Here is a 16,581-nt window from a genome sequence, read left to right as displayed (position 1 = left end):
TATCGCATTTTTATGGGCTATTAAAAGATGCTGTGTATCAATCTATCTTAGCACACTGTTTTTTAAGTATTGTGCGCATAGCTTAGTGATAAATCACTCTATCCTTACAGCGTTGCGCAAACTGCTAGTTTATTTTCAATGGCGATGATAAAGTCTGTCGCGATGTCCGTACCACATTGGTCGTCAATCTCACGAACACACGTTGGGCTGGTGACATTAATCTCAGTAATACGACCACCGATTAAATCTAGTCCGACAAACATTAGACCTTTTTCTTTGACAATCGGTGCGACTACTTCTGCCACTTGACGTTCGATATCGGTGAGCGGCATCGCAACACCGCTACCACCTGCCGCTAAATTACCGCGCGTTTCGCCTTTGGTAGGAATACGCGCCAAGCTATAATCGACCACTTCTCCATCGACGATCAACACGCGCTTATCACCTTCCTTAATCTCTGGCAAATAGCGCTGCGCCATAATCGGCAAGGTTTCAAGCTCAGTTAAAATTTCAAGCGTGACGCCGATATTTGGACTATCTGCGGTCAAACGGAAAATCCCCGTACCGCCCATACCATCTAATGGCTTAACAATGACGTCTTGCTGCTCAGCGATAAACTTACGAATATGCGCCTGTTTACTGGTCACAATCGTTGGGCTCATATAATCGCTAAACCACGTCGCAAATAGCTTTTCATTACAATCACGTATCGCTTGTGGGTCATTGACCACTAGCACGCCTGCGGCTTTGGCATGATCAAGCATATAAGTGGCATAAATAAAACGCATATCAAACGGCGGATCTTTACGCATCAAAACCACGTCATAATCGCTGATTGGCGCTGTCGATTTATCCCCTAATGAATAAAAATCCTCAGGGTCACGCTTGACGGTCACTGACTGCGTATCAACCATCAACTGTCCACGATCTAACCACAAATCATGAATTTGACAGTAACCAAGGCTGTGCCCACGGTCTTGCGCCGACCACATCATCGCAAGGGTCGTGTCTTTTTTATAATTAACCTGCTCGATAGGATCCATAATGACGAGTATGTTTAACAATTTTTTTTGATTTTCCAGACTCATAACAAGACTCACTTACGTTATATTATTAATATAGAACAGCTTCAAACTCAGTACACAACTATACGCCGTACTGCGCGCGATAATGTTGCATCTTGGCAAGTTGGGTCGCATCTTTATACTGGCTGCTGTCATCTGCCAAGTAACTGATTAAATCATCAATATCGACGAGTGCGCGCACCGGTACTTCTAATGTCGATGCCAGCTCTTGAATAGCAGAATGCTCAGCCTGACCTTTTTCTTTACGGTCAAGGGCGACGATAATGCCGGCAACGCTAGCGCCCGCTTGCTCTAAAATCTCAACCACTTCGCGCATCGCCGTACCAGCAGTAATGACATCATCGAGCACCCACACTGCTTTACCACTAACGTCAGCGCCTACTAAGTTACCACCTTCGCCATGAGTTTTGGCTTCTTTGCGGTTATAGCCCCACTTAGCATTGATACCATGATGAATCCATAAGGCTTGCGCGGTTGCTGCCACAAAAGGAATACCCTTATACGCTGCACCAAAGATCACCAACTCCTGCTCATCTGTACCGTTATGACTAGCCACCATTTGCTCAGCCAAGGCATCGGCATAACCACATGCTAGCAACGACAACATCTCACCCGACGCCAGCAAGCCTGCATTAAAAAAATACGGACTGATACGACCAGACTTGAGGACAAACTCGCCAAATTTAAGGACTTGATTGTCTAAGGCCAGTTGGATAAATTGATGTGAGGAGAAAGAAGGGTGTTGAGCATTAGGCATTGGGGCATTAAGCATGGAAGCGTTCCTATTGACAAGAAGAAGAGCAAAAAAATTGGCGTTATTGTACGCATTATTGATCAGCTTGACCAACCATTGATGTCGTAATCCTGCATATTAGGATAACGGGTCAATAGTCCACTGCGCGATGAGAGATTAAAATAACACTGACCGTCATCACTCACTTGTATCTCCCAGCCTAAATGATACGCGGCAACAATAACATGTCCTGTGAAAACCCTTATTTGACGGTAGGCATGACGTTGCGATGGTTCACAAATGATCTGACTCAGCAGATAGCTGCGTATGTGCTGACAGATTTGCGCAGCGCTATAGCGATGATTGATACTTTTGCGCGTATCGCACTGCCTCAATGCATGGACAGCAACGCTACACGCCATAATGTCAGTAGCCAAACTGCCCTCGCCTGTCTCAAATTGCTGCGGCTGCAAAACCACCTGCCAATCTTCGGCGTAAACACTGTTGAGCAACTCATCTGGATTATAACGTTTGGTCAATGCACGTAAAGAAGCCTGTTGGTTTTTAGCATCGCTACTCACACTAGTCTCAGTACTTGCAGGAGAGTCATTCAGTGCAAAACCGTAACGATGTAGTTTTGGATAAGCACGAAGCACCTGCTGGATATCGGCCATATCGAGCAAAGTCATAGCATTTAATGATGATAATAATGGTTGCGCGCTATGGTTGTGATAAAAACTGTCTGGAAACTCGACAAGCTCTGCCGCCCGCAGTAATGACAGATGCTCGCCCAATACTTCTGAAGCAATCAGCGCCCATTTTGACAAACTGTGTTCTTTAGGCTGATAAAAACGCGCAGAGCGGCCATATAGCCTTTGCAACTGACCATTTAGGCGCCTGGCAGGCTCTGGAATATCACTCAAGGGTCTGGCAGGATCAAGTGGCAAACGACTCGGGTCAAAATTAGGATGCACAATCGCAGGTTGGGTACTATCTGGCAAGATAGACGACTGCTCAGCATTGCCTTCTGAAATTGTACCGCCTACTGCTGTAAGGTTAGCACTGGGCAAATGGTTGTCAGAAGTAGAAGGCTGGGTCATGAAATCTCCATAAGCTATAAAAGATGAAACAATCAAATCAAACTGGCATATTACTCTTGATGTTGTTCTTGATGGCGTAAAATATCACGGTAACCGACTTGCCAATCAGGATATGCCAACCAAGCTAATGGAATATTACTGTGCAAGCGTTTTCCCGTAACCGCTACTTTTTTATCGTCAAGCGCAGGAGGCGTTTCATTTATCTGCTGACTTAACCAAACGCCTAACTCAAAAGTCGTGACTGGCGTATAATCAGTAGCAATATAAAGGGGCTTGGGCGCATGGATAGTCAGTACGTTAGTAATGATAGTGACCAAATCGCGATCCATAATTCGATTGCTCCAGTGCGCTGCTGCCACTGCCTCTTTGTGTGGCTCGCGGGCTTTGCGTAAGCGCATGAGACGCGCGCGTCCATAAATACCGCTTGGACGAATGATAATGGCTTTATCACCAAAGCCTTGTTGCAAGACTTGTTCTGCCTGCAATATCACCTGCGATGCTTCGCGTTCTGGCGTCACAGGCGCGGTATCTTCATCAATCCATTTACCATTATCTTGCCCATAAACACCCGTTGATGAAATAAAAACAATGCGCGAAAGGTTGGTGAGTTTGTCCGCAAGCGTTGCCAAATGCTGGCTAATTGCTAAGTAGCTGTTGTGATAGCCACTGGTTGAATAGTCATCGGGGGTAACGATAATTGCTATCGCCGTAAAATCTTGCAACTGCTCAGCCGTCAGAGTTAATGCATCGGCTTGCATAAATTCAGCGTTATCATCCAAAGAGTAATGATGGCGCTCACCACGAGCCAAACCTGTGACATTTAAGCCGTCCTGTGCCAGCTGATTGCTGACTGGCAAACCAATATCACCTTGACCGATAATCAATAGATTTTGCGTACTCATCATTTATCCTTTATTCGAATGCCACTTCTAATGACTGCTTATACATCTTTTTAATAACCTATGCATCTGTTTAATAATAAGTACTAAAAATAGCGTCTGTACGACAGCTGTATGTCTTCACTGACATCAACACGATCTTGCCATTCATAATTGGCATTAATGCGTAACGCTTGTTTTTTATCGATATCATATTGCAAGCCTAAGCTTGAGATCGGCTGCCAATAATGACCACGGACATTAGACTCATCGCTGCTGCCATGATACCAATATGGCAGTTGCAATTCAGCTTGCGCGCGTAACTGATTGTTAATCTGATAGCGACAACCTGCATTCACGCCTGCACCAACGCGAAAGCCTTTATTGATACCACGCCCTGCTTGCGCTGTGCCGGACAAAAAGGTGTAGCATAGCTGAGGAGGCATCTCACCCGTACCTGTGCGAGGCGTGCCAAACGCCCATGACCAGCCCGTCTCGTAGCCCAAACTGCCGACTAAATGATCGGTGCCCTCTTGCTGAGAGCCATCATTAACGCGCGTCGCCTCGATACTGGCGCCCCACGTTTTGCCTTTTTTGGCAGAATTTACTGGATTAAACGACCGCCCACGAATCAACGTGAAATTTTGCAAAACCACACTGTTTGGCTGATTGGCTTTGTCATTATCGGTATCGTACAAACGCAAAGTCGCAGATGCGCCTTCTAAATCAAAAAACTGTGGGAATCCTGAGGGACGATCGAGGGTATCATGGTAGCCCGCTCGTAAGCCCAAATCGATATAGTTATTATCACCGCGCTGCCCTAGTCCAATATGAGCCAGTTGCAGCGGATGTCTATCTATTGGATTGTTATCTGATACCGCTATATTAGGCTGCAATAATGTTTGTCCGTCAGCTGACATGCTCGAAACAGCATTGAGTTGGGCAGATTTAATCTCATTGATCGTCTGTTTAGCGCTGTTGTGATAGCCGAATTGCTCACGCTGCTCTTTGACCTTATTCAACTGTGATTGGCGTAAAGTACTATCAGAAGGAGTATAGTTGGTGCTGGCGAGTAAGCCCTCATCATCAAGTAATTGCACGACATCTGAGGGAATAACCGCATAAGGTAGACGACTTAATAAATGCTGCTGCGGTCGCACCACATCAATTAAGCGTAAAATCTCAGACGCGCAGTTATCAGTGGTGAAGTAATACGGCAATTTTAAATCTTTGGTTTCCCAAACGTGTAACATAATCTGCTGCACTTCCGCTGGAGTCAAATCTAATTGATATGTCCATGCATCACGCTCATCTTTTTGCAGATACTTGGCAAGCTTTTCTGGATAAGGATCGATTTCTATCAAATTATCATAGCGGCCAGTCATTGACTTGACGGCATACACCACAAAATTGTCTTTTGGATTACCACCAACCGTATAATTCAACGCAACCGCATGATGAATCTGGCTCGGATCAGCCACGCTCGCTTTTGAGTCGATACGTAATAAAGTATGAGCAAAGGCCGATAAAGGGTTGTCTAAATACTCTTGGGCAAACATGATAGATAGCTGCTCGGGGGCGATCTTCTGCATCCATTCATTCAACTCCGGACAGTCAACTTGTAGCGCCGTCTTATCAATGCCTAATGTATTGGTCAGCCATTGTACGCGGGCTGGAAAACGACATAATACCGAATTATTAGCAGTATTTTTTTTAACAGTACGGTTATTCGTTGTCGCTACCTCATTAGCGAGAGCGACGAGTAATGCATCTAGCTCGGCAGCTGAATCATGCTGTCCATTCTCACTTAAAAAAAAGTCAGCCTCATCAACCATGCTGGTGTCTTTTTTCTTACCAATCAGATTCTTTTGATCGTCAAAGAAATATAACAAACGTCGCCATGTCGTATGTTGGGCTAAATTTTGTGTTGCTGCTTGCTCACGCCACTTGGCTAATAATTGCTCAGCGGTGCTTTTTTCTAGCCCTTGGGTATCTTCTGGAGCGTCATTATCTGGCGTATTATTAGCGATTGCAGCAGCTTGAGGCGTAGGCGCTAATGCCCCTGTCGTTACTAATGATGCTGGGGTTGGCAAAAAAGCTTGCGCTTGTGCAGAGAGCAGCAATCCTGCAATAACAAGTGGTAAACACGCTCGTTGACTCATAGTAGTTAGGGTACAATCTACAGATAAAAAATTAGGCTTTAGAGACATGGGGTAAACCTCGCACGTTATTATTCATACGCCGATAGCGTGATTGATGGCTGGTTGATAATGCCGATTGGATCGTCCACCGAAATAATCTCAAAAACCATATACAAGCTAGACCATTGAAATACCTTAGTCAAAGTGACTATTTATCAATAGTTGCTACTATCAGAATAGCTATTAATTGATAAAAAATGGCTAGCAACTGACAATCAATGCACACTTATTAATATCATGATAAAAGAGAATATTATGTCCATAACACCAATAACGATTAATGATGGCAGATTATCGGCAGCCACATACCTTGCGTCACCAAACTGCAATCTGCGACCAGCAGACATGAGTATTGATACTATTGTTATTCATAATATCAGCCTACCGCCAAACGAGTTCGGAGCGCATGATGCTGACGGCATTCATTACGTTAAAGCATTATTTACCAATCAGCTAGACTGGGAGGCACATCCCTATTTTCAAACGATTAAAGGCGCAGAGGTTTCGGCTCACTTATTTATCGAGCGTGATGGCACGATTACTCAGTTTGTCAATTTTAATGAGCGCGCGTGGCATGCTGGACGCTCTAGCTACTTGGGTCGCCCTGAATGTAATGATTATAGCATTGGCATTGAGCTTGAAGGGTCTGATTTTGTGTCCTTCACTGCCGCACAATATGAGGTACTTGCAAAGGTGGTCTATGCAATTTATGCCGCCTACCCCAAAACTCGTCGTCATCTGACAGGTCATAGCGATATTGCACCTGGTCGCAAAACGGATCCCGGTGATTATTTTGAATGGGCAAAATTGCGTGAGATGGTCGCCAACACTCTTGAGGATTAAGTCGTATGGATAATTATTTTGTCAGCCATGTCAAAAGCTCTATTAACCGTACGCATCAATTCCACATCCAATCCATTTATCTCAGCGATGAAAGTGATATAATTCGTCAGTTTTTCGACACCAGCAAATCAGCAAACAACTTGGCATAATAGGTTCTCATGGCAAAAAGTCGGTTATTTCGTTCAACCATGGTGGTCAGTAGTATGACCATGCTGTCTCGTATCTTAGGTCTGGTACGCGATGTCGTATTGTTAGGCGTCTTTGGCGCTGGTGGTCTGATGGATGCCTTTTTGGTCGCCTTCAAAATCCCAAACTTTTTGCGGCGTCTGTTTGCAGAAGGTGCTTTTAGTCAAGCCTTCGTCCCTGTGCTATCCGAATACAAAGAAAAATATAGTTTGCAGCAGGTACAAATCTTAGTCAGTCGTACTTCAGGCGCTCTGTTGTTAATCTTGTCGATGCTTACCGTGGTTGTTATTTTAATGGCACCTTGGGTCGTGACTTTATTCGCGCCTGGTTTTGCCGACCAACCCGATAAGTTTGCCATCACTGCTGAATTACTGCGTCTGACCTTTCCTTATTTGCTATTTATTTCTATGACCGCCTTTGCCAGTGGCATTTTACAAAGCTACGGACGCTTCGCTGCGCCTGCTTTTGCACCCGTGTTATTGAACTTATGTATGATTGGTGGCGCGCTAATTTTTGCTCCTATGTTCGATGTTCCTATCATGGCGCTAGGCTATGCCGTCGCTATCGCAGGATTGTTGCAATTCTTACTACAGCTGCCGCAGCTATGGCAACAAAAGCTGCTGGTCGCACCAAAAATCGATTTTCAGCATGAAGGCGTTCGCCGTATTTTAAAACTCATGCTGCCTGCTATCTTTGGCGTCTCTGTCACTCAGATTAATCTACTACTCAATACCGTTTTTGCCTCATTAATGATTGGCGGCTCGGTTTCTTGGCTGTATGCCGCAGAGCGTATGAGTGAGCTACCATTAGGCTTGATTGGCGTGGCAATCGGTACAGTAATTTTGCCCAGTTTATCGAAAAGTGAAGCCAAAAAAGACGATGTTAGCTTTAAAAAGACCATTGATTGGGCGGCACGCTTAATCATTTTAGTCGGTGTTCCGGCATCAGCAGCGTTATTTATACTCGCCGATGTACTGATGCAAGCGCTGTTTTTGCGCGGTGAATTTACCTTACGCGATGCGCAGATGAGTTCTTTAGCACTACGTAGTATGGCTGGTGGTATTTTAGGCTTTATGCTTATTAAAATCTTTGCCCCTGCTTTTTTTGCCCGTCAAGACACCAGAACACCAGTAAAAATCGGTATCATTTCTGTCTTTGCTAATATGGTTTTTAGTGTCATTTTCATCGGTATATTTTATTTCTTAGAGATTCCGCTGCATGGCGGCTTGGCATTAGCAACCACAGGCGCGGCCTTTGTGAACGCAGGCTTATTATATTACTTCTTACATAAACGCGATATTTTTCGTTTTGGCAGTCATTGGAAAAAACTATTCACCCAGTTTGCGATTGCGACCAGCGCTATGATTGGCGTGCTTTATGTCATGCTGCCTTACTTCCCTAGCGATGATGCGCAGTGGCGACGTATCGCCGCTTTGCTCATTATGTGTGCCGTGGGGGCACTGGTTTATGGCGTGGTATTACTAGCCACTGGTTTCCGTCCGCGTCAGCTAAAGCATGGTTAAGCAGCTTCTTTACGAAACCAAAACAAGCTTAGTAAGAGAATAGATAGTGAATGACGCGGATAGTTGCCATAATTGACCATTAATGGATAAATGAAATTTGAGGATTAATATGACAACCAAACAAGCAACCTTGCTACGCTTACCAACCATCCTGACTGCTGGTGTCCTTAGCACTGGACTGCTTTTAAGTGCTTGTAGCAACAACGATAAGACGGCTAGCAGTAACGAAAATACGGCAGCGGTCGCTGAAGGCAGTTCTGATAAAAGTATTGATACTGAAAACGATGCTGCTAATCAAACGTCAGCAGTGGAAAGCGAACAGATGGCTGACAGTGGTAAAGCTGAAACGGCGATTGATAGTGATAATATCAACCCAGTCACTTCTGCGACCAAGCAAAAAAGCCTAATCACCAATCCAACCCAAGCTGGCACCCCAGACGATACTGTAAAGCAAGCACTAGATAGCTTGTATTATGGCGACGTAAAAGAAGCCGCTAAATATTATAAAGTGGATATGGCAAACTTCGAAGAAGAGCTGGCTAAAACCCAATATGCCTTTCAGCAAACCGTTGATGGCGTCACTATTACTGATACTAAATACAGTGATGATAAAACCCGTGCTACCATCACTGGAGAGTTGATGCTCAAAGGACAAAGCGAGCCTGCACCGTTGACCTATGAGCTACAAAAAATTGAAGGTCAATGGAAAATTTTAGGTTAAGACACATCAGGTGCTTTGTACTAAACCTCAACTGATATAACGGCTTTACCAAGCATCACGACATCAGCGATAAAACCTTGCATATCACACACTTTTGGCATGTATCCCCATTGCTCAAAACCAAGCTTACGGAATAACCCTAAGCTTGGCTGATTGTGCGCAAAAATAAGCGCAATCACATTATGAATGCCTAGGTTTGGTGCTTGTGTCAACATCCAGCATGTCAATAAGCTACCCAGTCCTTGACCATGATAATCTTTATGCAAGTAGATACTAATCTCGGTGCTGATATGATAAGCGGGACGTGCATAAAGGTCACTAAAGCTCCCCCATGCGACGATTGCTGCTGTCTCTGTTTGTGCTGCACTCTGAGTGGCCTTATTTATCACTTTTACGACATAAATAGGACGCGTCGGACTCTTTATATGCTCATCAAACCAATCCGTACGTTCTTCACAAGTCACTGGGGTGAGATTGGCAGTGGCTTGTTTACCTGCAATAGTCTGATTATAAATCGCCAAAATCTCTGACAAGTCTTTTTCACTTGCACGCTGCACGACAACCTCATCAGTAAGATAATGTTCCGATAAAACAGCTGGTACAGCATTTAAGGCAGCAGCGGACATAAGTTCTCCGTAGTTATTAAATAGTAGCCTATTAGTGATAATTCTTGTAAGACAATCCATCTATAAAGAGGGTCATTATAGAAGCATATACACAAGCATCACGTTATTTTAAGATGACAGAACTAATAGCACCATACTTTTATTGTCAGCAGACTATAGGATGTTAGTATAGTCATTTTACTTTATAATGGCTGATTTTAAACACATTGATTTTGGTATGGGTGTGTTTTTTATCTGGTTTCATCCATCATAGCTGAAAATTTATGAACACCTATTTTCTTGAGCAACTGATTGCCTCGCCAAGTAATTTGACTGCAAATACTAGCCCAGTAGATTTACCGCCCTGTGTGCTCACTATCGGTAACTTCGATGGTGTCCATCTTGGTCATCAAGCGATGCTTAAACAAGTCCGTGATATTGCCCATGCACAAAATCTTGGTTCTGCTGTCATGATATTTGAGCCACAGCCTCGTGAGTTTTTTGCACCAGCTACTGCACCTGCTCGCCTCACCAATCTCGCTGAAAAACAAGCCTTATTAGCAGAGTATGGCGTTGAGACCTTGATTGTGGCAGGATTTGATGAGGAATTTCGCTCGCTATCAGCCCAAGCATTTGCGGATCTTTTAGCCCTACGCTTAAATGTCAAAGCTTTAGTATTGGGTGATGACTTTAAATTTGGTCATGATCGTACTGGCGACAGTCAGTTTTTGCGGAATTATGGCTTAGATGTGACCAATCTACATACCGTCATCGATGATAGCGGTAAAGCGGCACGTATCAGCTCTACTCGCATTCGTGACTTACTATTGGCTGGTAATATTCACGCAGCTAATGCGCTACTTGGTCGCGATTACGCGATTACAGGGTTGGTCGTTGGTGGCGATAAAATTGGTCGCACCATGGATTTCCCTACTGCGAATATTGACCTACAGCGTTTAAAACCTGCCCTGCATGGTATATTTGCTGTTGATGTCGTCAGCCTTGACGATGATGGGCAAGTGATTGCTGATGGCTTAACGGCACTTGCTATAGATGGCAAATCAGGTATCTCAGGATTACGTTCAAACAGCCTATTTGGGACAGCCAATATCGGCACTAGACCCTCTGTCAACAAACAACACGATTGGCGGCTGGAAGTGCACTTCCCAGAATTAAGTGCTGATTTATATGGATTAACTTTACAGGTTCGTTTTTTGCATTATTTACATGGTGAACGACATTACGATGGCTTAGAAGCATTAAAAACAGGCATCCATAATGATGTGAAAACATTGATTGAGTGGAGAGAGCAGCAGCCCAGTTAGGTTGCTATTAAGCTTAAATGCGAGCCTCGATATCTATAATTTATAAAAAAACCCACAGCGTTTATAACGTTAGTGGGTTTTTAATTAATGGTAGCTTTTCTAAGCATTTGGATGCATACGTACGTTTAAGTCATCGATGACTTCTACCCATTCCGCATCTTTTTCCCATTCTTCTTGTAGAAAAGCACGTTGATTGTCTGTCCAAATGCTCGCTTTTATTAACTTCTCTTCTTTTCCCAACTGATTATTTTCAATAAAACTATCAATCGCTGCATCTGAGCTATCAAGTCCCAACTGTGCAAATAATTCATTCATATTGTATTCTGGTTCACCCAACATACTTTTCTCCTTAAATGATACGAGTGTCATTGTGTTTATTATCCAAATTGACATATTTATTGTAGCAAGCTTTATTTTAATAGCTGTTAATCAACGTGTATCTAACGTTATCAATTGTATTAATAGTCATGCAAGACACACAAAAAAGCCCTCTACATTAGAGGGCTTTTTTAGAACAATTTCTATATAACAGCTTTATGACATTATTACATTGGCTGCTTATGGTAGTAAATGAGCTACCGCATCACGTTCTTCGCTAAGCTCTTGCTCAGTCGCTGCCATTTTCTCTTTAGAGAAATCTGATGACACATCAACGCCGTCTACGATAGACCAATCGCCGTTAGTGCATGTGCATGGGAATGAGTAGATCAAGCCTTTTGCAATACCGTATTCGCCGTTTGAATAAACGCCCATTGATACCCAATCGTTCTCATCAGTACCCAATGCCCATGTACGTACGTGTGCAATAGCAGCATTGGCAGCAGAAGCGGCAGATGATGCACCACGTGCTTTAATGATTGCTGCGCCACGCTGTTGTACTTCTGGGATATAAGTCGCTTCGTACCATTCGCGATCAACCAAATCTAACGCAGGCTTACCGTTGACAGTAGCAGCAGTCAGGTCTGGATACTGAGTTGATGAATGGTTACCCCAGATGATCATTTTTTTCACGTCATTTACTGTGCTGTCAGTTTTGCCAGCCAACTGCGCCATGGCACGGTTGTGGTCTAAACGAGTCATCGCAGTAAAGTTGCGTGGATCCAGATCTGGTGCATTACGCTGAGCGATTAGAGCGTTGGTGTTGGCAGGGTTACCAACAACCAATACTTTTACGTCACGGCTTGCAACGTCATTCAATGCTTTACCTTGCGCTGAGAAAATCGCAGCGTTGGCTTCTAGCAAATCTTTACGTTCCATACCTGGACCACGCGGACGTGAACCTACTAACAGAGCATAGTCAACATCTTTGAATGCAACGGTCGCATCATCAGTTTGAACGATACCCGCTAATAAAGGGAATGCACAGTCTTCTAATTCCATGACCACACCCTTTAGGGCGTCAAGTGCTGGAGCGATTTCAAGCAATTGCAAAATAACTGGCTGATCTTTACCTAGCATCTCGCCAGATGCAATACGAAATAACATAGCATAGCTGATATTACCAGCGGCACCAGTGACGGCAACACGTAAAGGCTGTTTCATTGACATTGAATACTCCCTAATTATAGATTAGATAATTCATGATTCTAATTGATGACTATCGTTGTAGATAGCGACTTGCCTACTGAATATAGCAGTCATAAACCGAGAGCTAGTGTAGCACTTCGTTCAGCAAATCGTCTAGAGACAATAAGACGCCGACCACTGATTATATTGTTACATTTTATACGGAAGGAGTTTTATACCCACTATAAAGCTATACGGATATAGTGTTAGAAAGTAATAAAAGGCAGCTGATAACAACATTTAGAAGCGTTATATACAATAATATGACACTTAAGATAAGCAAATATTGCTAGAAATCGCTGCTTATAAATATCCTAAAGAAGGTCAGCGAATACTGATAAAAGACGTTTGAAAAGGTGGTAAAAAACTACTTTCCACCTGAAATGATGAATTTACTGCCACAATTATCCACAACATTATGACATGTGCCAAATTCGCTACCTTCATAACAAATATGAATCTCAGTCAATGTTGATTGACGACGACTGCCCGCTTGGCAAATCAAATCAATACTGTCTGAGGACATACCACTATTAAGCTGGGTCATTTGACTGATAAATCGAGATTTAGACACCGTATAACTGTTACCCGTATTAAGCTCATTTGGTAGCTTTAATGCGCTAGCGTAATTGGTAATCTGGCGAAAATAACTACTGGCACTGAGTGGACTACAAGCCCCATGACGCTGCCAAGCTTGACTACGCACTGTCGTATCAGGCATGACACGGTTGACGACTTTTAATTGAAGCGGTGTCAGACGTGGCTCACTACCGCGTCCGCAGCGCTCACCATATCCCATATCTAGACCTGATACTGTCAAGGAGTAACCCTCCAAGCATTGACGCATGCGAGCACGTGTCGGCTGTATGCTACACAATGCTGGTGTCATCTCAATCATCAACACACGCTGTCCGCTTTTGACAGCGCTCGCGGCATGTACGGGCATCAGCATCATGCCTTGCAACATCACGAATGCACCGATACTTAGCGTCGTATTCATTTTGCCCATAGGTTTATTAGTTATCGAGCTTGCATAGTATTGACCCAAACACTTGACAGTTTTAGTCACTGAGTGTTTTTTCGATTGATTTAAATCTGATGTCAGATTAGATAGCGAGCGCACCTGCATCTGCTGAATAGATGACTGATGCCTAACTTTGGATAATATGGACAGATTGAAATATTTTTTGATCATAGGGCTGAAGGCATCTAGCAATGATAAAAACATGGGCTATCGCTTAGATCATAGCGTTCGACGTATAAACACTGATGAAACTAAGAATAGAGCTAACAAAGATGTGTGCATTGATTGATAAGCACTTATTATCAGCACGTATTAAAGACACTAATTGATGCAATGGTAGCAAAACGTTTTTTTTAATCTATAGCAGAAACGTAAACATAAGCTAATGATGGCATCAACAATACGAAAATATCGCAGCGTTAGCATGCCATTATCATTGAATTGAACGTCGCGTTAAGGCAAAGCCAGCTTTGATTACACTGTAAAAAGCAACATATAAAAAACCATTAATGATTGCTCATTAATGGTTTTTTTGGTTTATACATTAGCATTTTAGAACGAGGCAGGTATCGTTCCCATACGCTGACTAATAGGCTGACTACGACCTAATAGACTGCTATAAATGGTGGCATTTTCCATCACGTGCTTGACGTAATTACGGGTTTCAGGAAAGGCGATCGACTCGACGTACTGGTCGGCTGCGAGCGAACCATATACTGGTTGCCAACGCTTGGCATTGTTCGGACCGGCATTATAGCCAGCCGTTGCCAACACAGGCTGACTGTTTAGCTTGCCAAAAATATCGCCCATATACCATGTACCATAGCGGATATTTGTATCGCCACTATTGGCACGGCTGGCACTATAAGTCTCACCTAAGTTACGAGCAATATATTTCGCCGTATCAGGCATCACCTGCATCAGACCACTGGCACCAACATTTGAGCGTGCTGATGTAACAAAACGACTTTCTTGACGCATGATGCCATAAGCCCAAGCAGGATCGATACCTGCAGACTGACTATAACGTACGACTGCATCTTGATGCGGCATCGGATGTGATAACGCCAAGCTGTCTACTCTATCGGTGTTATCAACGGCATAAATTGCTCGATCGAGCCAGCCCATATCATAGGCTTGACGAGCGGCGGCAATAATCAAGTTGTCATCACGCTTGTCACGCGCCTGCTTTACCGCCCAGTTCCATTCACGATTGGCATAGGCACGGCTGGCGTCGGCATTATATAGAGCAAAAGCACGCGCAAAGTTGGCATCTTGCATAACACGTGCGCGATCTGCGGTACTGACATTTGGTAAATTACTACCACCCAAACGACTGGCATCGAAGCGCTGACCCACTTTATCCTTTGCCATTAAGCCATAATAGTCATTATTCTTTGCCAAGTTTTGATACATTTTTTTAGCAGTATTACGCTTGTTAGCATCGCTTGATTGCTCATAAGCGCGAGCCAACCAATATTGCCACTGGTCACTCTTTTGGGTTTCAACATCCATTTTTGCGATGGCTTCGACCACATCATCCCAGCGGCTAAAGCGAATCGCTGCCATGGCATAGTCTTCAGCTTCTTCAAAATTAAAGTCTTCGTCTAAGCTATTGCGGAACCAGTCGACCGCCTCAGCATTAAAGCCATCATCAGTATTATGATTCATACGTTGCACGCCAAGGATACGATACGCATATCGACGGGTCTCAGCATTCAACAGCTTAACTGAACGCTGATTGTCTTGCTTAATATCAAAATCCAACTGTAATGCAGCCTCACGGTAAGACTTGTCAGCAACGCGCCCCATGGCATATAGATATAGGTATTGATTGTTTTGACTAGCAGGTTCTTGACTAAAACGGCTAAAAAAGGCAGACGAATTCAGTTGAATTTCACTCAATGCTGAATAAGCAATGGGCGTTCCTAAACGTGATGACAATGCCATAATGTCGCCCGTTTTACCTTTACGTAGCATACGTTTGAGCCGAGCCGCGCGATCCTGATTGCTAATTAGCGCGTTATTATTCATCTCCATCGCGAGCTGGTCACACAAGGCGGGCTGCTTTTTGGTCGTCAACCAAACCTCAGACTTGGCTGCCATAGCCCGCATGGTGTCACCACCATTATTAAACCCAAGCGCAACCGCACAGCGCTCACTGGCATCCGCATTGGTAATCAAATTCGCGACTTGGCGTACTGAGGCGTAATCATTGGAGCCTGCTTTGGTCTCAGCAAAATCAGCCACTAGTTTTTCTGCCATCACGGTATTTGGATATTGACGCACAAACTGTGATACAGCCGCCGAACTTTGCGAATTAAGATCTAAATTCATCCGCCAATAAGTTGGATACATGGCAAACAAACCGCCACTCATTGCTTGCTCATAATTGTATAGGGCACTGACATCACCGCGATCTGCCGCAATTGCCGCTGCTGTAAATGAGCTCACACCGTTGTCTGGCTGATAACTACTGTTTTGTTGATAACCACTGTTTTGTTGATAGCTATCTTCTTGCTGATAACTGTCCTCTTCACCCCACGTCAGCTCTGCACAAGCCACTTGCGACAATCCTAGCGCACTTACTGCCGTCGCCAAACTCAACGCACTTACTCGTAGCGTCCTTGCTTTCAATCGTTTTGCATCTTCATTTTGCTTAATAAACTCTCTATCCTTGATGCTATGAGCAACCTGCGGCTTTGTCATACTGACTCTCTTTGTAATGTGTCCAAATGATTTGGCTAAATAATATATTTAGAATAACAATGCCAAAACGGCGTAAATCGCG

The 16,581-nt window shown here is 43.9% G+C and carries 14 protein-coding genes; 4 read left to right on the top strand and 10 right to left on the bottom strand.

Features of this window, described 5'->3' with window-relative positions; genetic code table 11:
* Positions 1–104 precede the first annotated feature (104 nt).
* From gshB to JMX93_RS03230, 5 genes are all read right to left on the bottom strand, one after another.
* On the bottom strand, positions 105–1,088 hold the full coding sequence (gshB, locus tag JMX93_RS03250; protein ID WP_499203839.1) for a glutathione synthase: 984 nt from the start codon (positions 1,086–1,088) through the stop codon (positions 105–107).
* Positions 1,089–1,146: 58 nt separating this feature from the next.
* Positions 1,147–1,857, bottom strand: a complete 711-nt coding sequence (gene pyrE, locus JMX93_RS03245; RefSeq protein ID WP_499203838.1) for an orotate phosphoribosyltransferase — start codon at positions 1,855–1,857, stop codon at positions 1,147–1,149.
* A 62-nt stretch (positions 1,858–1,919) separates the two neighbouring features.
* A complete protein-coding gene (locus tag JMX93_RS03240; RefSeq protein WP_499203837.1) occupies positions 1,920–2,918 on the bottom strand; it encodes a hypothetical protein in 999 nt (332 codons plus the stop codon).
* 50 nt (positions 2,919–2,968) lie between these two features.
* The gene (locus JMX93_RS03235) at positions 2,969–3,820 is read right to left on the bottom strand and encodes an SDR family oxidoreductase (RefSeq protein WP_499203836.1); all 852 of its coding nucleotides are present in this window, start codon (positions 3,818–3,820) and stop codon (positions 2,969–2,971) included.
* A gap of 83 nt (positions 3,821–3,903) precedes the next feature.
* Positions 3,904–6,006 (bottom strand): Lnb N-terminal periplasmic domain-containing protein, encoded by a 2,103-nt coding sequence (locus tag JMX93_RS03230; RefSeq protein WP_499203835.1) that lies wholly within the window; start codon positions 6,004–6,006, stop codon positions 3,904–3,906.
* Between the two features lie 246 nt (positions 6,007–6,252).
* Between JMX93_RS03230 and ampD the strand changes: the two genes are divergently transcribed.
* The 3 genes from ampD (at position 6,253) to JMX93_RS03215 (ending at position 9,270) form a co-directional block, all read left to right on the top strand.
* Entirely contained in the window at positions 6,253–6,840 is a 588-nt protein-coding gene (ampD, locus tag JMX93_RS03225) for a 1,6-anhydro-N-acetylmuramyl-L-alanine amidase AmpD (RefSeq protein WP_499203834.1), read from the top strand.
* A gap of 158 nt (positions 6,841–6,998) precedes the next feature.
* Positions 6,999–8,549, top strand: coding sequence for a murein biosynthesis integral membrane protein MurJ (murJ, locus tag JMX93_RS03220; RefSeq protein WP_496191130.1), 1,551 nt, complete (start codon positions 6,999–7,001; stop codon positions 8,547–8,549).
* A gap of 109 nt (positions 8,550–8,658) precedes the next feature.
* Positions 8,659–9,270, top strand: a complete 612-nt coding sequence (locus tag JMX93_RS03215; protein WP_499203833.1) for a hypothetical protein — start codon at positions 8,659–8,661, stop codon at positions 9,268–9,270.
* 20 nt (positions 9,271–9,290) lie between these two features.
* On the opposite strand, the gene JMX93_RS03210 is transcribed toward JMX93_RS03215, so the two are convergent.
* On the bottom strand, positions 9,291–9,896 hold the full coding sequence (locus tag JMX93_RS03210) for a GNAT family N-acetyltransferase (protein ID WP_193012493.1): 606 nt from the start codon (positions 9,894–9,896) through the stop codon (positions 9,291–9,293).
* Positions 9,897–10,159: 263 nt separating this feature from the next.
* Between JMX93_RS03210 and ribF the strand changes: the two genes are divergently transcribed.
* The gene (gene ribF / locus JMX93_RS03205) at positions 10,160–11,200 is read left to right on the top strand and encodes a riboflavin biosynthesis protein RibF (RefSeq protein ID WP_499203832.1); all 1,041 of its coding nucleotides are present in this window, start codon (positions 10,160–10,162) and stop codon (positions 11,198–11,200) included.
* Positions 11,201–11,299: 99 nt separating this feature from the next.
* On the opposite strand, the gene JMX93_RS03200 is transcribed toward ribF, so the two are convergent.
* The 4 genes from JMX93_RS03200 to JMX93_RS03185 form a co-directional block, all read right to left on the bottom strand.
* Positions 11,300–11,539, bottom strand: a complete 240-nt coding sequence (locus JMX93_RS03200) for a DUF2789 domain-containing protein (protein ID WP_499203831.1) — start codon at positions 11,537–11,539, stop codon at positions 11,300–11,302.
* A gap of 219 nt (positions 11,540–11,758) precedes the next feature.
* Positions 11,759–12,748 carry a malate dehydrogenase gene (locus JMX93_RS03195; protein WP_173936711.1) on the bottom strand — a complete coding sequence of 330 codons (990 nt, stop codon included), beginning with the start codon at positions 12,746–12,748 and terminating at the stop codon, positions 11,759–11,761.
* A 385-nt stretch (positions 12,749–13,133) separates the two neighbouring features.
* On the bottom strand, positions 13,134–13,766 hold the full coding sequence (locus tag JMX93_RS03190; protein ID WP_499203830.1) for a ribonuclease T2: 633 nt from the start codon (positions 13,764–13,766) through the stop codon (positions 13,134–13,136).
* 576 nt (positions 13,767–14,342) lie between these two features.
* Positions 14,343–16,499 (bottom strand): lytic transglycosylase domain-containing protein, encoded by a 2,157-nt coding sequence (locus JMX93_RS03185; RefSeq protein WP_499203829.1) that lies wholly within the window; start codon positions 16,497–16,499, stop codon positions 14,343–14,345.
* Positions 16,500–16,581: the final 82 nt, after the last annotated feature.

Source organism: Psychrobacter muriicola 2pS, from assembly GCF_904846535.1.
Taxonomy (GTDB): domain Bacteria; phylum Pseudomonadota; class Gammaproteobacteria; order Pseudomonadales; family Moraxellaceae; genus Psychrobacter; species Psychrobacter aquimaris.
The sequence above is the reverse complement of the archived record's forward strand: the minus strand, read 5'-3'. Positions and strand labels throughout refer to the sequence as shown.

Excerpts from the sequence above, each read along its gene's own strand:
- pyrE (WP_499203838.1), bottom strand. The coding sequence starts at position 1,857 with ATGCTTAATGCCCCAATGCCTAATGCTCAACACCCTTCTTTCTCCTCA.
- JMX93_RS03195 (WP_173936711.1), bottom strand. The coding sequence starts at position 12,748 with ATGTCAATGAAACAGCCTTTACGTGTTGCCGTCACTGGTGCCGCTGGT.
- ampD (WP_499203834.1), top strand. The coding sequence starts at position 6,253 with ATGTCCATAACACCAATAACGATTAATGATGGCAGATTATCGGCAGCC.
- ribF (WP_499203832.1), top strand. The coding sequence starts at position 10,160 with ATGAACACCTATTTTCTTGAGCAACTGATTGCCTCGCCAAGTAATTTG.
- gshB (WP_499203839.1), bottom strand. The coding sequence starts at position 1,088 with ATGAGTCTGGAAAATCAAAAAAAATTGTTAAACATACTCGTCATTATG.
- JMX93_RS03200 (WP_499203831.1), bottom strand. The coding sequence starts at position 11,539 with ATGTTGGGTGAACCAGAATACAATATGAATGAATTATTTGCACAGTTG.
- JMX93_RS03190 (WP_499203830.1), bottom strand. The coding sequence starts at position 13,766 with ATGAATACGACGCTAAGTATCGGTGCATTCGTGATGTTGCAAGGCATG.
- murJ (WP_496191130.1), top strand. The coding sequence starts at position 6,999 with ATGGCAAAAAGTCGGTTATTTCGTTCAACCATGGTGGTCAGTAGTATG.
- JMX93_RS03185 (WP_499203829.1), bottom strand. The coding sequence starts at position 16,499 with ATGACAAAGCCGCAGGTTGCTCATAGCATCAAGGATAGAGAGTTTATT.
- JMX93_RS03215 (WP_499203833.1), top strand. The coding sequence starts at position 8,659 with ATGACAACCAAACAAGCAACCTTGCTACGCTTACCAACCATCCTGACT.
- JMX93_RS03210 (WP_193012493.1), bottom strand. The coding sequence starts at position 9,896 with ATGTCCGCTGCTGCCTTAAATGCTGTACCAGCTGTTTTATCGGAACAT.
- JMX93_RS03235 (WP_499203836.1), bottom strand. The coding sequence starts at position 3,820 with ATGAGTACGCAAAATCTATTGATTATCGGTCAAGGTGATATTGGTTTG.
- JMX93_RS03230 (WP_499203835.1), bottom strand. The coding sequence starts at position 6,006 with ATGTCTCTAAAGCCTAATTTTTTATCTGTAGATTGTACCCTAACTACT.
- JMX93_RS03240 (WP_499203837.1), bottom strand. The coding sequence starts at position 2,918 with ATGACCCAGCCTTCTACTTCTGACAACCATTTGCCCAGTGCTAACCTT.